The organism is Kitasatospora sp. cg17-2 (assembly GCF_054031055.1).
In genome coordinates this window covers 1,913,952-1,930,437 of the sequence record NZ_CM132923.1, presented here as the reverse complement: position 1 = coordinate 1,930,437, position 16,486 = coordinate 1,913,952, and the positions used below count along the sequence as shown (strand labels likewise).

At 77.3% G+C, this 16,486-nt stretch carries 4 protein-coding genes and 1 riboswitch; all 4 genes read left to right on the top strand.

Annotated elements, in window-relative coordinates; genetic code table 11:
- Positions 1-390: 390 nt before the first annotated feature.
- Positions 391-1,806 (top strand): helix-turn-helix domain-containing protein, encoded by a 1,416-nt coding sequence (locus ACW14Y_RS07630; protein WP_380394415.1) that lies wholly within the window; start codon positions 391-393, stop codon positions 1,804-1,806.
- 137 nt (positions 1,807-1,943) lie between these two features.
- Positions 1,944-2,067: riboswitch (SAM riboswitch) on the top strand.
- 35 nt (positions 2,068-2,102) lie between these two features.
- Entirely contained in the window at positions 2,103-2,261 is a 159-nt protein-coding gene (locus ACW14Y_RS07625) for a hypothetical protein (protein WP_380306121.1), read from the top strand.
- Between the two features lie 126 nt (positions 2,262-2,387).
- Positions 2,388-5,402, top strand: coding sequence for an AAA family ATPase (locus tag ACW14Y_RS07620; RefSeq protein WP_456986312.1), 3,015 nt, complete (start codon positions 2,388-2,390; stop codon positions 5,400-5,402).
- A gap of 1,481 nt (positions 5,403-6,883) precedes the next feature.
- Complete coding sequence (locus ACW14Y_RS07615) at positions 6,884-16,486, top strand: type I polyketide synthase (RefSeq protein ID WP_456986311.1); 9,603 nt, start codon at positions 6,884-6,886, stop codon at positions 16,484-16,486.

Genomic DNA, 16,486 nt, shown 5'->3' with positions numbered 1-16,486 from the left:
GGGGGACTGGATCTGTGGGCGTCCGCGCTCGGGTGCCGGAACCCTCACACGCCGTCATGGCACGGTCAACGGGCTGGACGCGCGGAACGGGGGGTTGGCAAGTTCCGTCAAGTGCCGCCGCGGTGCCTCAAGGAGCCTCTGAGGCACGGGAGCTGACGGTGAAAAAGGCGTCCGAGCTGGTCGGAGTGCTTGAAGAGGTCGAGACCGGTGGTCGGTGAGGTAGAGACCAATAGAGAGGAGAGGTCGAGACCACCGTGTGGAGAGGTTGAGACCAGAGTGCGGAAGTGGTTGAGACCACATCATGTACGGCGGGGGTCCTCGTCCAGTACCGTCCTCCTCAGCGGACCTCTCCCACCGGAGGGCCCGGAACGCACTCGGGAGGGCAGCCCCGTGCACCGCAACCGGGCGGCGACCACGCCCGTCGAGGACCACCTCTGGCAGGCCTTCGGTCTGCGGCTGCGCCAGTGGCGCCGCCGCGCCGGACTGACCCAGGCCCAGCTCGGCGCCGAGATCGGCTACGACCACACCGCCGTCAGCAAACTGGAGCACGGCACCCGCCGCACCAGCCCCCGGATCGCCGACCGCCTCGACGACCTGCTGCACGCAGGCGGCGAACTGCGCGCCGCCTGCCGCCTCGCCGAGGAGGGCCCGGTCCCCGCCCCCGCCGCTGCCCCCGCCGTCGAGGACCCCCTTGCCCCCGCCCCCGGGGACTGGACCCGCCCCCCGCTGCCCGGCCCGCCCGTCGCCGCCCTCGCCCCCGTCCTGCCCGCCGGCCTCGCCGCCCACCTGCCCGAGCGCCTCCCCGACTACGGACTGCTCTGTCCCCTCCACGACGCGGCCGGCTGCGCCGTCCCCGCCCCGGCCGACCTGGCCGCCCTGCACACCGCGTTCCGCGCCGCCGACCCCGACACCGCCGCCCCGGTCGACCCCGACACCGCCCACGCCCTGGCCGGCCTGCTCGCCGCCCACCTGCGGGCCGGCGACAGCCCCACCGCGCCCGGCACCGCGGCCGTCGAGGACACCCTGCGGGTCGTCCTGCGCCGCCTCGCCGCCCACCCGGCCGGCCCCGACCGCCGCCCGCTGGCCCGGCTCGCCGGCGAGTACGCCCACGCCGCCGGCGCCCTGCGGATGCAGGACGGCCGCAACGCCACCGCGATGGCCTGCTTCACCCGCGCCCTCGGCTGGGCCGAACTCGCCGGGGACCACGCCACCCAGGTGGCCGCGCTCAGCGACATGAGCTTCCTCGCCCGCCTCGACGGCGACCCGGACGCCGCCCTCGGCTACGCCCGCGAGATCTCCCGGGTGGCCCCCGCCCGGCACTGGGCCGGGGCCATGGGTCAGATCGCCCAGGCCCGCGCCCACGCCATGACCGGCGACGTCCGCGCCACCGTCCGCCACCTCGGCCGCTCCCGGTTGCACCTCGACCACATCGGCGTCCACGACGAGTCCGACGCCGCCTGGCTCTCCATCGCCTCGATGCGGCTGCGGGTCGAGGCGGGGGCCGCCGCCGCCCTGCGCGACGCGGCCGCCGCCGTCGACGACCCCCGGCTGGCCCGCCGGGCCGTCGCCGCCGCCGAGACCGCGCTGGCCCTGCTCGCCCCCGACCAACTGCCGTCCGCCCGCCTGCTGTTCACCGTCCGGGTGGCCGACTGTCACCTGCTCGCCCAGGACCCGCGGGCCGCCGCCGACCTGCTCGGTCCGGTGCTCGCGGCGGCCGGCGGCGGGGCGGACGGGCTGCCGCCGCTGGTCCGGCGCGAACTCGCCGGGCTGCGCCGCCGACTGGCCGGGCACGGCCTGGCGGGGTGAGCGGCGGGTCCGCGCCCGGTGCGCTGTGTGGCAGGTGTGTTGCGCGACGTTGCGCCCCGTGCCGAACCGGCCGGTGGGCCGGATTCCGGGGTCCCGCTGATTGACGCGCTCGCCGGGCGCTTCCTAGACTCGGGTGCGGCGAAGAGTGTCAGCCCCAAGGCCCCGGCCGGCTGACCGGCAACCCCCACACTGCGGTGGGGTGCCCCGGGGATAAGCCAGGTGAGGGTGCGTCCGATCGACGGACCGTCACAAGCGCGGTTATTGGGCCCGGGAGGGCGCGGGGGACGGAGAACGTCGTGGCACAGCGGGCAGGCGGACAGCACGCCGGTTCGCGTCCGTCGTCGCTCATCGCTTCGCGTACGACGTCCGCCGCCCCGCTGCTCCGTGCCGGCCTCCGCCTGGTCGCCCGCCTCGACGTCGACCTGCTGCGGCGCGCCAGCTCCCTCTGTCGCTGAGCCGGTCGGCCGGCCGGGCGTCCCCGCCCGCCCCGGTCGGTCCGTCCGATTCCCTCGCCCACGAACCCGCGCGAGGAGGAGCGCCCAGCGGCCCGTCCTCCCGTGCGCCCTGCACCAGGAGAACGGATGTCCCCCCTTCCCGTGTCCCCGCCGCACGATCCCCACGATCCGTCGAGAACCGCGCCCGCCGGCCGCGAGTCCGAGTACCGGCGGCTGCACCACGCCCTCGACCGCTGCGCGGCCGGCGCCGGGAGCGTGATCGTGCTGCACGGTTCCGTCGGCAGCGGCCGCAGCGACCTGCTCTACGCCTTCACCGACACCGCCGCCGAGCGCGGCGTCCAGGTCCTGGTCGGCACCGGCTCGCCGCTGGAACGCGAATTCCCGCTCGGCCTGGCCCGGCAACTCCTCCAGGGCGCCGACCTCGCCCCCGAGGAGGCCGCCACCGCCGAGGCCCTGCTCGCCGAGGGCGCGGCCTCCGGCACCGTCCCCGCCCCCTCCGACCGCCCCGCCGGACGGCTCACCCAGCGCGTCCTGGAGGGCCTGTTCCGGCTGGTCCGGGGCCTGGCCGAACGCGCCCCCGTCCTGATCGCCGTCGACGACCGGCAGGACGCCGACCCGCAGTCCCTGGAGTTCCTGCTCTACCTGGTCCGCCGCACCCGCGGCACCGGCGTGCTCACCGTCCTCAGCTCGCGCGAGACCATGACCCCGGCCCACCCGCTGTTCGAGGTCGAACTCGCCCGCCAGCCGCACCACCAGCACATCCGGCTCGACCTGCTCGGCACCGAACTCGTCGCCGAGGTGCTGCGCACCCGCCTCGGCGCCGCGGCCGCCGAGCGGCACGCCGCCGAGGCGCACGCCCTCACCGGCGGCAACCCGCTGCTCGTGCACAGCCTCGTCGCCGACCAGGAACGGGCCGGCAGCCCCGGCACCCTGGTCGTCGGCGAGGGCTACCGGCGCGGCCTGATGCACTGCCTGCACCGGATCGACCCGCTCGCCCTGCACTACGCGCGCGGCGTCGCCGTGCTCGGCACCGGGGCCACCCCGGACCTGCTCGCCGAACTGCTGCTGCTCGCCCCCGACGCGCTGCCCCGGGCGCTCTACCTGCTGCACGCGGCCGGGCTGTTCCGCGACGGCGGCTTCCGCCACCCCACCGCCGCCGGGGACCTGCTCGCCGCGATGCGGCCGCTCGAACTCGCCGCCCTGCACCAGCGGGCCGGTCGGCTGCTGCGTGCCGCCGGCGCCACGGCGGCCACCGTCGACGGGCACGCCCGGGTGGCCGAGGGCCACCTGCGCAGCTCGCTCGGACCGGCGCCCGCCGCCGAGGCCGGGGACCCCGGCGCGGCGCTGCCGGAGTTCGGCGGGGGAGCCGGGGCGTGGGAGGTGCCCGGACCCGGGTCCGTGAAGGCGGAGGAGGCCGCCGCCGAGGACGAGGACGAGGTCGCGGAGGAGGTCGCGGAGGAGGGGGCCGGTGCCACCGGCGGCTTCGGACCGGTACCGGACCACGCGTTGCAGCTGCGGTCCGGCCGGGCGCCCGCCGGCCCCGCCGTCGAATGCGTCCCCACCCTGCCCGGCACCGTCACCGACGCCGACACCGCGCTGCGCCACGAACTCAAGCGCCTGCGCCACCACTTCTGGCACGGCCGGATCGACGAGGGCACCGCCGCCCTCGCCCGCTTCGAGGCCGTCCCCGGCCAGGCCGTGCACACCGAGCCCCTGCGCCACTGGCTCGCCTACTGGTACCCCGCGCTGCTCCCCAACCCCGCCCGCCGGACCGGCCCGCACGACGGCGCCACCGCCGACCGGGGCGACGGCATGCGGCTGCTCGCCGCCCTCCTCGCCGGCGCCGTGTCCCCCGAGGACGCCGTGGTCCACGCCGAACTCGTCCTGCGTGCCGGCCGCCTCGGCGGCGTGCGCACCGAATCCCTCACCGCCGCGCTCACCGTCCTGCTCTACGCCGACCGCGCCGACCGGGCCACCCACTGGTGCGCCCCGCTCGCCGAACGCGCCGGGGCCCGCTGCGGCGCCCACTGGAACGCCCTGCTGGCCGCACTGCGCGCCGAGGCGGCGCTGCGGCAGGGCGACCTGCGGAGCGCCGACGAGGCCGGCCGCGCCGCGTTCGCACACGTCCGGCCGGAGGCCTGGGGCGTGGCCGTGGGGCTGCCGCTGGCGACCATGGCGGCCGCCCGCACCGCGCTCGGCCTGCACCAGGACGCCGCGCACTTCCTGGAGCTGGCCACCCCCGCGGGCCTGGAGCACACCCCCGCGGGCCTGCACCACCGCTACGCGCTGGCCGGTCACCGGCTCGCCCTCGGCCGGGCCGAGCAGGCCCTCGCCGACTACCGTGCTTGCGGCGACACCATGGCCCGCTGGGGCGTGGACCACCTGCCGGCCATCGCGCCCTGGCGGCTCGGGGCGGCCCGCGCCCAGCTCGCCCTGGGCCGGCCGGGCAGCGCCGCCGCCCTCGCGGACCAGCAGCTCGCCCGGCTCGGGCCGGTCGGCCACCCGAGGATCCGCGGCCTGGCGCTGCGGATCCGGGCGGCGGCGGGCGGACCGGCGGAGCGCACGGAGCTGCTGGAACGCGCCGTCGGACTGCTGGAGGAGGCCGGTGCGGAGTCCGAACTGTCGGCGGCGCTGGGGGAGCTGAGCGAGGCCCACCAGCACGACGGCGACCCGGGCCGGGCCCGCCGGGCGGACCGCCGGGTGCGCCGGACCCCGGCGCTGGCCGTGGTGCCGGTCCGGCCGCCGGCGCAGGCGCCTTCGCCGGTGTCGTTGCTGCCGACGTCCCCGCTGCCGACGTCCCTGCTGCCGACGTCCCTGCTGTCGGTGCCCCCGCTGCCGGTGGCCGGACGGCCGCTCCCGGTCGCCGCTCCGGTCCCGGCGGGCACCGCCGGCGGGCTCTCCGAGGCCGAGGGCCGGGTCGCCGAGCTCGCCGCGCGCGGCCTGTCCAACCGGGACATCGCCCGCAAGCTCTACATCACCGTGTCGACCGTCGAGCAGCACCTCACCCGGGTCTACCGCAAGCTCGGCGCCCGCCGCCGGGTCGACCTCGCCCGCCTGCTCGGCCCGGTCCCGCCGGGCACCGCCGACGGAACCCCACCGCGCCCGGCCTTCCCCCGCCGGGCGGACCTGGTCGCCGGCTGAGGCCGGTACGGCCCGCACTCGCCCCGGACGCCCCGGACACCCCGCCGGGGATGTCCGGGGCGCCGTCATGAGCGTCGGCGCTCTGCGCCGAGGCGACGGGCCGCCTCCTGGGGTGCAGGGCGCCTCCCGGGCGCCCCGGTGGCCGCCCGGAACGGGAATTCGGCCGCTCCGACCCCTTGCTCCACCGGCAGCGAACCCCGCTCCCGGTGGCTCCCTCGCAAGCCACAAGGGAGCCACCGGAGAAGACCCACGAGCAGGAAGTCGGCGGTGTCGACTTCCTGCTCCGCTGCTCTTTGACCTCACCAGGAGGAACAGCCTCGGTAAGCGGTTGTCCTTTGCTCGGGCGGAGCGAGGGACAGCCTGAAGTGGGACGTCGTGGGGACCGACTTCCTGCTCCACCGTCGGCGTGACTCGCCTCCGGTGGCTCCCTTGCGAGCTGCAAGGGAGCCACAGGGGAAGGGCCCGGGAGTGGGAAGTCGGTGGCGTCGACTTCCTACTCCGGCTGATCCTCGACTTCGCCAGGAGGAAGGGCGCCTGTGTGCGGTTGCCCGTCTCTCGGGCCGAGCGAGGGGCAACCTGTGGTGGTCGGGTGGTGTGGAGTGGGAAGTCGGCCGGTCCGACTTCCTGTTGCACCGGCGGCGCGATTCGGCCCTGGTGGCTCCCTAGCGAGCTGCAAGGGAGCCACCAGGGAAGGGCCTGGGAGTGGGAAGTCGGCGGCACCGACTTCCCGCTCCGCTTGGCATTCGGCCTGAGTGGATTTCCCTCGCTCGGCCTGGGCGAGGGCGGGGGAGCCCCGCGTGAACAGCGATGTTCCGGAGGCCACTTGTCTGGCAAGCGGCCACCGGAGATTTGTGGCAGGACGCTCCCGCAGATACGGGCTGGAGACGAGCCGGCCAGCACTTTCCACTCTGTGCCCCGAGGACGGGGGGATTGCTCAAGGGCCCTCGCTGGAGCCCAGCGAGGGCCCTTGAGTGTTTCTGGTGGCTTCCCGTGGGTGCGAGGAGCCACCACCGGAAGGATCTTTGACGGTGTGCCCCGGGAGTGGGAAGTCGGCCGGTCCGACTTCCTGTTCCACTGGCGGCGCGATTCGGTCCTGGTGGCTCCCTTGCACTCAGCAAGGGAGCCACTGGGGAAAGGCCTGGGCTGGGGAAGCTGGCCCGCTCGACTTCCTATTGCTCCACCCCGGAGCTTCGGGGTGCTGCTCAACGGCCATCACCGTGTTCGGGTGGCTCCTTGCACGTTGCCGGACTGCTGCCGGTGGTGGCACCCACGGGCCGTGGTGACGGTGCGTCGGCCCGTCATGACGGAATACTGACGGCCCGTCGGCAAGGTGGGCGTCGAGGGGCGTCCGGAGGTGATTGCCGAGGTCGTCGGGGGTGTCATAGGGGTTCGACAGGGGTTGGCTAGGGGGCCGGTGGGCGGGGTGTCGCGGAACGCTGAGGTCCGTCACCGAGCTACCGGCCCTCAGGAGTGGAACCACCATGGCGCCCCTGGAACCCCTCGCCCCGTCCGCACCGCAGTCCGGCCCGCCGGAGGCGGTGGCCGTTGTCGGCGCCGCCTGCCGTCTGCCGGGTGCGGCGGACCCCGAGGCGTTCTGGCGGCTGCTCGACAGCGGCACCAGCAGCGTCGGCACCGTCCCGCCGGGCCGGTTCGCCGACGAGGCGCGGCCGCGTCTCGCCGCCGGCTGGCTCGACCAGGTCGACCGCTTCGACGCCGAGTTCTTCGGCCTCGCGGCCGGGGAGGCCGCCGCCGCCGACCCGCAGCAGCGGCTCGTCCTCGAACTCGCCTGGGAGGCCCTGGAGGACGCGGGCATCCTCCCCGCCGCCCTGGCCGGCCGCCGCGCCGGAGTCTTCGTCGGCGCGATCGCCGGCGACTGGAGCACCCTCACCACCGGGGCCGACGCGATCACCCGGCACAGCCTCACCGGCGTCAACCGGGGCCTGATCGCCAACCGCGTCTCCCACGCCCTCGATCTGCGCGGTCCCAGCCTCACCGTCGACTCCGCGCAGTCCTCCTCGCTGGTCGCCGTCCACCTCGCGCTGGAGAGCCTGCGCACGGGTGAGTCGGACGTCGCCCTGGTCGGCGGCGTCAACCTCAACCTCGCCCCGGAGTCCACCCTCACCGTCGAGCGGTTCGGCGCCCTGTCGCCCGAGGGCCGCTGCGCCACCTTCGACGCGGGTGCCGACGGCTACGCGCGCGGCGAGGGCGCGGTGCTGCTGGTGCTGAAGCCGCTCGCCCGCGCCGTCGCCGACGGCGACCCCGTGCACGCCGTGCTGCTCGGCAGCGCCGTCAACAGCGACGGCGGCACGGACGGGCTCACCGTGCCGAGCGCCGACGCCCAGGCGGCCGTGATCCGCGCCGCCGCCCGGCGCGCGGACGTCGCCCCCGCCCTGGTGCAGTACGTCGAACTGCACGGGACCGGCACCCGGGTCGGCGACCCGGTCGAGGCCGCCGGCCTCGGTGCCGCCCTGGGCGCGGGGCGCCCGGCGGACCGGCCGCTGCTGGTCGGCTCCGCGAAGACCAATGTGGGCCACCTGGAGGGCGCGGCGGGCCTGGTCGGCCTGCTGAAGACGGTGCTGGCGGTGCGCCACCGCCGGCTGCCCGCCAGCCTCAACTTCTCCACCCCGAACCCGGACATCGACTTCGACGGGCTCGGCCTGGCGGTCCGCACCGGGTCCGGTCCGTGGCCGGACCCGGAGGGGCGGCTGATCGCCGGGGTCAGCTCCTTCGGCGTGGGCGGCACCAACGCCCATGTGCTGGTCGCCGACGCCCCGGAGACGGCCCCGGCCGTGATCGGCGAGGGCGACGGCGGGGAGACGGAGCCCGCGCCCTGGCCGGCGTTGTGGCCGCTGTCCGCCCGGACCCCGGCCGGGCTGCGCGAACAGGCCGCCCGGCTCCGGGGGTTCGCGGAGCAGCGGAAGGACCTCGCGCCGGCCGACCTCGGTCGGGCGCTGGCGACCACCAGGACCGCCTTCGAGTACCGGGCCGCCGTCACCGGCACCGACCGTTCCGAGCTGCTCGCCGGTCTGGACGCCCTCGCCGAGGGCGGCCAACTGCCGGGCCTGGTGCAGGGCCGGGCGGCTCCCGCGGGCGGAGCGGGCACCGTGCTGGTCTTCCCTGGCCAGGGTGCCCAGTGGGACGCCATGGCGCGTGAACTGCTCGACACCGCACCGGTGTTCGCGGCGAAGATCGAGGAGACCGGGAAGGCTCTGGCCCCGCACGTGGACTGGTCGCTGGACGCGGTGCTGCGCGGTCGGCCGGGAGCGCCCGGCCTGGACCGGGTCGATGTCGTCCAGCCCGCCCTGTTCGCCGTCATGGTGTCCCTGGCCGCGCTCTGGGAGGCGGCGGGTGTGCGGCCCGACGCGGTGATCGGCCACTCCCAGGGCGAGATCGCCGCCGCCCATGTGGCGGGCGCGCTCTCGCTGGAGGACGCGGCGGCCGTGGTCGCCCTGCGCTCGCGGGCGATCGCCGGGCTCGGCCTGACCGGCCGGGGCGCGATGGCCGCCGTCCCGCTGCCCGTCGCCGAGGTCGAGGCCGCGATCGCCGCCGCGCCGGACCCGGCGCTGCTCGGCGTCGCCGCCGTCAACGGCCCCACCTCCACCGTGGTTTCGGGCGAGCGGGAGGCCGTCGAGGCCCTGGTCGAGTCGTACCGCGCGGCCGAGGTGCGGGCCAAGCTCGTCCCCGTCGACTACGCCTCCCACTCCGCCCAGATGGAGCCGCTGCGCGACTCCCTGCCCGAGCTGCTGGCGGGGATCCGCCCGCGCACCGGCACCGTCGCCTTCTACTCGACCCTCACCGGCGGCCTCCTCGACACCGCCGGTCTGGACGGCGGCTACTGGTTCCGCAACCTGCGCGGCACCGTCCGGCTGGACCGGGCGGTGCGGGCCGCCCTGGCCGACGGTCACCGGAGCTTCGTCGAGAGCAGCCCGCACCCCGTACTCACCCTCGGCCTGGGCGAGTTGGCGGACGGCGCGGCGGCGGTCACGGGCACGCTGCGGCGCGACCACGGCGGCCTCGACCAGTTCGGCGGCGCCGTCGCCGAGCTGTTCGTGCGCGGCGGCGCGGTCGACTGGCGCGCCTGGTCCGGGCCGGGGCAGCGGCTCACCGGTCTGCCGACGTACGCGTTCCAGCGCCGTCGGCTCTGGCTGCCGGACGGCGGACCGGTCGCGCCGGCGACCGGGTCGGGCCGCGCGGAGGTCCAGGGGCCGGCGGTCGCGACGGAGGTCCGGGGGACGGCCGACGCCCCGGAGGCTCCCGTCCTGGACGAGGCGGCCGCCCTGGCCGCCGTCCGCGCGGGCGCGGCGATCGTGCTCGGCGAGTCCGGCGGCGCGGAGGCCGTGGACCCGGACCGCACCTTCAAGGACCTCGGCTTCGACTCGGTCGCCTCGGTCGAGTTCCGCGACCGCCTCGCGGGCTCCCTCGGCCGCGCCCTGCCGACCAGCCTGGTGTACGACCGGCCGACGCCGCGCGCCGTCGCGGCCTTCCTCGCCGAGCGGCCGGACGCCGCCGGTACCGTCGGTGCCGCATCCGCGGCCGCGCACCCCACCGACGGTCCGGCAGCGGCGGACGACCCGATCGCCGTGGTCGCCCTCAGCGGCCGCTGGCCGGGCGGCGCCGACACCCCCGAGCAGCTGTGGGAGCTGCTCCGCGACGGCCGGGACGCCATCGGCCCGTTCCCGGAGAACCGGGGCTGGGACCTCGACGCCCTGTTCGACCCGGACGGCGAGCGCCCCGGCACCTCCTACACCCGCCAGGGCGGATTCCTGTACGACGCCGACGAGTTCGACGGCGCCTTCTTCGGCCTCCCGCCGCGCGAGGCCGCCGCGACCGACCCCCAGCAGCGGCTGCTGCTGGAGTCCGCCTGGGAGCTGACCGAGCGGGCCGGCATCGTCCCGGCCGCCCTGCGCGGCACCCGCACCGGCGTGTTCGTCGGCGTCATGCCGCAGGACTACGGGCCGCGCCTGCACGAGACGCCCGCCGGGTACGAGGGGCACGCCCTCACCGGCACCCTGACCTCCGTCGCCTCCGGCCGGCTCGCCTACGCGCTCGGGCTGGAGGGGCCCGCCATCACCATCGACACGGCCTGCTCCTCCTCGCTGGTCGCGATCCACCTGGCCGCGCAGGCGCTGCGCGCGGGGGAGTGCGACCTCGCCCTCGCGGGCGGTGCCACGGTGATGTCCTCGCCCGGCATGTTCACCGAGTTCAGCCGCCAGCGCGGCCTGGCGCCGGACGGCCGCTGCAAGCCCTTCGCGGCCGCCGCCGACGGGACCGCCTGGGCCGAGGGCGTCGGGCTGGTGCTGCTGGAGCGGCTCTCCGCGGCCCGCCGCAACGGGCACCGGGTGCTGGCGCTGGTGCGCGGCAGCGCCGTGAACCAGGACGGCGCCTCCAACGGGCTGACCGCCCCCAACGGCCCGGCCCAGGAGCGGGTCATCCGCCAGGCGCTCGCCTCGGCCGGGCTCACCCCGGCCGACGTGGACGCGGTGGAGGCGCACGGCACCGGCACCGCGCTCGGCGACCCGATCGAGGCCCGCGCGCTGCTCGCCACCTACGGGCAGCGGGGTCCGGGCGAACCGCCGGTCCTGCTGGGCTCGTCGAAGTCCAACCTCGGGCACACCCAGGCCGCCGCCGGGGTCACCGGGGTGATCAAGCTGGTGCAGGCGCTGCGGCACGGCGAACTGCCGGGCACGCTGCACCTGGACGCGCCCTCGCCGCACGTCGACTGGTCGGCGGGCAGCGTGGAACTGCTCGACGGCACGCGCGCCTGGCCCGCCACGGGCCGGCCGCGCCGGGCGGCGGTGTCCTCGTTCGGGATCAGCGGCACCAACGCGCACCTGATCCTGGAGGCCGCGCCGGAGGAGCCCGAGCCTTCCGGGGAGCCCGAGCCTTCCGAGGAGCCCGACCTTTCCGAGGAGCAGACGGCGCCGTCCGACGCCCCACTGCTGCTGTCGGCCCGGACACCCGCCGCCCTGCGGGCCCAGGCCGCCCGGCTGCTGGACGCCGTCGCGCCCGACGCCCCCGGCGTGGCGCGGGCCCTGGCCACCGGCCGCACCCACTTCGCGCACCGCGCCGCCGTCCTGGGCGGCGGGGCCGAGGCCCGTACCGAGGCCCTGCGGGCGCTGGCCGAGGGTGCCGAGGCCGCGCCCGGCCTGTTCCGGGCCGAGGCCGCCCGCCCGTCCGGACCGGCCTTCCTCTACTCCGGCCAGGGCAGCCAGCGGCCGGGCGCCGGCCGCGAACTGTACGCCGCGGAGCCGGTGTTCCGGGCCGCCGTGGACGAGATCGCGGAGCTGTTCGCCCCGCACCTGGCCACCCCGCTGACCGAGGTACTGTTCGCCGAGCCCGGCGCCGCGTCGGCCGCCCTGCTGGACACCACCGCCTACACCCAGCCCGCCCTGTTCACCCTGCACGTCGCCCTGCACCGGCTCGCGGTCGAGACGTACGGCCTGCGCCCGGAGCGGCTGATCGGCCACTCGATCGGCGAGTTGAGCGCCGCGCACCTGGCCGGTGTGCTCACCCTGCCCGACGCGGTGGCGCTGGTCGCCGCGCGCGGCCGGCTGATGGAGGCGCTGCCCGCGAACGGCGCGATGGCCGCGATCGGGGCCACCGAGGCCGAGGTCGCGCCCGAACTGGCCCCGCTCGCCGACCGGGTGGCGCTCGCCGCCGTCAACGGCCCGTCCTCCGTGGTCCTTTCCGGCGACGAGACCGAGGTCCGCCGGCTGGCCGAGGAGTGGCGGGCGCGCGGACGGCGGACCAAGCTGCTGACGGTCGGCCGGGCGTTCCACTCGCCGCACATGGACGCGGTGCTGGACGAGTTCCGCGCGGTCGCGGAGCGGCTCGACTACCGGGAGCCGCACACCCCCGTGGTCTCCAACCTGCACGGCGGCCTCGCCCCGGCCGGGGAGCTGACCGACCCCGGGTACTGGGTGCGGCACATCCGGGAGGTGGTCCGCTTCCACGACGGCGTGCGCACTCTGAACGGCCTCGGCACCACCGCTTACCTGGAACTCGGCCCCGGCCCCGTGCTGACCGCCCTCGCCGAGGAGACGCTCGCCGACGCCGACACGGCCCGCCCCGCCCCGCCCGCGCGGGTCGTCGCCGCGCTGCTGCGTGCCGACCGGCCGGAACGGGCGACCGTCGCCGAGGCGCTGGCCCGGCTGCACGTGCACGGGGTGCCGGTCGACTGGGCCGCCGCCCTGCCGGCCACCCCCGGGGCCGACCGCCCCGAGCTGCCCACCTACCCCTTCGAGCGCCGCCGCCACTGGCTGGACACCCCGGCCGGACACGCCGCCGACGCCCCCGGCGGCCTCGCCCCGACCGGCCACCCGCTGCTCTCCGGCGTCACCGAACTCCCCGACGGCGAGGGCTGGTTGTTCACCGGCCGGCTCTCCCTGCGGACCCACCCGTGGCTGGCCGACCACACCGTGGCCGGGACCGTCCTGCTGCCGGGCACCGCCTTCCTGGAGCTGGCCGTGTCGGCCGCGCTGCGGGCCGGTGCCGCCCGGGTGGAGACCCTGGACCTGGCCGCGCCGCTGGCCCTGCCGACGGCCGCCCGGGCCGGGGTGCGGCTCCAGGTGCTGCTGGGCGCCGCCGACGAGGAGGGGAGCCGCCCGCTGCGGATCCGCTCCCAGCCCGAGGCCGGGGACACCGGGGACGCCGACTGGACCACCCACGCCACCGGAGCCGTCGCCCTCGCGCCGGTCGAGCCCGCCGAGCCCACCGGCCTCGCCGTACCGCCGTCCGCCGTGCCGCTGGACCTCGCCGACGCCTACGACCGCCTCGCCGAGCGCGGCTACCACTACGGCCCCGCCTTCCGCGGCCTCACCTCGACCGCCGTCGACGGCGAGCGGCGCTACGCCGAGGTCACCGCTCCGCCGGTGCTGCCGTCCGCCGAGGCCGAGGCGTACGCCCTCCACCCGGCGCTGCTGGACGCGGTGCTGCACGCCGTCGTCCTGGACGCCGACCGGACGGTGCTGCCGTTCTCCTGGCGGGACGTCACCGTGCACCGCGTCGGCACCGGGACCGGCGCCCTGCGGGCCCGGATCACCCCGGCCGGGCCCGACACCGTCGCCCTGGAGCTGACCGACCCGGCCGGGCTGCCGGTCGCCACCGTCGGCGCGCTGACCCTGCGCGCCCCGGCGGCCGCCGGCCCGGACTCGCTGTACCGGCTGGACTGGCTCCCGCTCACCGCCGTCGACGCGCCGCCCGTCGACTGGGCCCTGCTGGCCGACCCGGCCGAAACCGTGGACCCGGCCGCAGCCGCCGACCCCGTCGAGGGACAGCCGGTGGTCGCCTCCCTCGCCGAGGCCGCCCCCGGGCAGAGCGTGCTGGCCCCCGTCCGCACCGCCGAGCAGGCGCTCGCCCTGCTGCACGGCTGGCTGGACGCCGCGCACACCGGCACCCTCGCGCTGCTCACCGAGCACGCCGTCGCCACCCACCCCGGCGAGGACGTCCCCGAACCGGCCGCCGGCGCCGTCTGGGGCCTGGTCCGCACCGCCCAGGCCGAACACCCCGACCGCTTCGTCCTGCTGGACACCGACACCACCCCCGCGAGCCGCGCCGCCCTCGGCGGGGCCCTCGCCGCCGCACAGCGCACCACCGCCGACGGCGAACCCCAACTGGCCCTGCGGGCAGGGGAGATCCTCGTCCCCAGGCTCGCCCGCTCCCGCCCGGGCGACCACCTCGACCCCGGTGCCGTCGCGCCCGGCACCGCCGACACCTGGCGGCTGGACACCGCCACCCCCGGAAGCCTGGACTCGCTCGCCCTGCTGCCCGCCCCCGAGGCCCGCCGGCCGCTCGCCGCCGGGGAGGTCCGGATCGCCCTGCGCGCCGCCGGCCTCAACTTCCGGGACGTACTGATCACCCTCGGCCTCTACCCGGGCGGCGCCCGGATCGGCGCCGAAGGCGCGGGCACCGTCCTGGAGACCGGCCCCGGCGTCACCGGACTGCGACCCGGCGACCGGGTGATGGGCCTGGTGCAGGGCACCCTCGGCCCGGTCGCCGTCACCGACCACCGGCTGCTCCTCCCCGTCCCCGACGGCTGGAGCTGGGCCGAGGCCGCCACCGCCCCGGTCGCCTTCCTCACCGCCTACCACGGCCTCTACGACCTCGCCCGGCTGCGGTCCGGCGAATCCGTCCTGATCCACGCCGCGACCGGCGGCGTCGGCCAGGCGGCCGTCCAACTCGCCCAGCACGGCGGCTCGGTGGTGCTCGCCACGGCCGGCCCCGGCAAGTGGGGCGTGCTGCGCGGGCTCGGCCTGGTCGGCGACCGGGTCGCCTCCAGCCGCACCCTCGACTTCGAGCCGGCCTTCCGCGCCGCCACCGGCGGCCGGGGCGTCGACGTCGTCCTCAACGCGCTGGCCCACGAGTTCACCGACGCCTCGCTGCGCCTGCTCGCCCCCGGCGGCCGGTTCGTCGAGATGGGCAAGACCGACCCGCGCGACCCGGCCACCGTCGCCGCCGACCACGGCGGCGCCGCCTACCTGGCCTTCGACCTGTTCGACGTCGACCCCGACCGGATCGCCGAGATCCTCGCCGAACTCGCCGGACTCTTCGCGAAGGGCGCCCTGCGCCCGCTGCCGGTCCACGCCCAGGACGTCCGGCAGGCCCCGCAGGCGGTACGCCGACTCAGCCAGGCCCGGCACACCGGCAAGCTCGCGCTGACCCTGCCCGCCCCGCTCGACTCCGAGGGCACCGTCCTGGTCACCGGTGGCACCGGCGCCCTCGGCCGGCTGGTCGCCCGCCGCCTGGTCGACCGGCACGGCGTGCGGCACCTGCTGCTCGCCGGCCGCAAGGGACCGCAGGCCCCGGGCATCGCCGAACTCGTCGCCGAACTGGCGGAGTCGGGCGCCGAGGTGACCGTGCGGGCCGCCGACGTCGGCGACCGGGACGCCGTCGCGGCGCTGCTCGCGACCGTCCCCGCCGAGCGGCCGCTGACCGCCGTCGTGCACACCGCCGGAGTCCTGGACGACGCCGTGCTCGGCTCGCTCACCGCCGAGCGGCTGCGCACCGTCGGCCGGCCCAAGGCCGACGGCGCCCGGCACCTGCACGAACTGACCCGGTCCCAGGACCTGGCCGCGTTCGTCCTGTTCTCCTCCGCCGTCGGCCTGCTGGGCAATCCCGGCCAGGCCAACTACGGCGCCGCCAACGCCGAGTTGGACGCGCTGGCGCAGCACCGGCGGGTGCGCGGCCTGCCCGCCGTCTCGCTCGCCTGGGGCCACTGGGCGCAGGCCGAGGGCGGCATGGCGGCGGGCCTCAGTGCCGCCGAGCGGGAGCGCCTCGGCGCGACCGGTCTGGCGCCGATGACCGACGAGCAGGCACTCGCACTGTTCGACGCCGCGCTCGGCACCCCGACCGCCGCCCCCGGCGCCCCGACCTCCGCCCCCGGCACCGCCGGGGTCCCGGACGCCGCCCTGGTGGCCGCCAGGCTCGACCCGGCCGCCGTCCCCGCCGACCGGCTGGCGCCGGTGCTGCGCGGACTCGCCCGGCACCGGGCCCGCCCGGCCGCCCGGGGCGGCGCCGACGGCCCGGCCGCGCTGCTGGCCCGACTGGCCGGGCAGCCGGCCGCCGAGCAGGAACGGCAGCTGCTGGCGCTGGTCCTGGCCACCGCCGCGGCCGTCCTCGGTCACCCGGACGCGACCGCGATCCGACCGGAACTCGGCTTCATGGACAGCGAGTTCGACTCCCTCGGGGTGATCGAGCTGCGGAACCGGGTGAACACCGCGACCGGGCTGCGACTGCCCACCACCGCCCTCTTCGACCACCCCACCCCGACCGCCCTCGCCGTCCATCTGCGCGAGCGGCTCGCCCCGCCGCCGGCCGCCCCGGTCGGAGCGGCAGAAACCGCCGAACCCGCCGACGCGGCAACCGAGTTCGACCGGCTGGAGCGCGCCCTGAGTGCCCTCGCCGCCGACCCGGCCGCCCGGTCCGAGGCCGTCGACCGGCTCACCGCCCTGCTCGCCGGCCTGACCGGCCCGCCCGCCCCCGAGGGCGACGGCGACGGAGGGGACGGCGACCTCGCCACCCGCATCACCGACGTCAGCGACGACGACATCTTCGACTTCATCGACAACGAGCTCGGCATTTCCTGA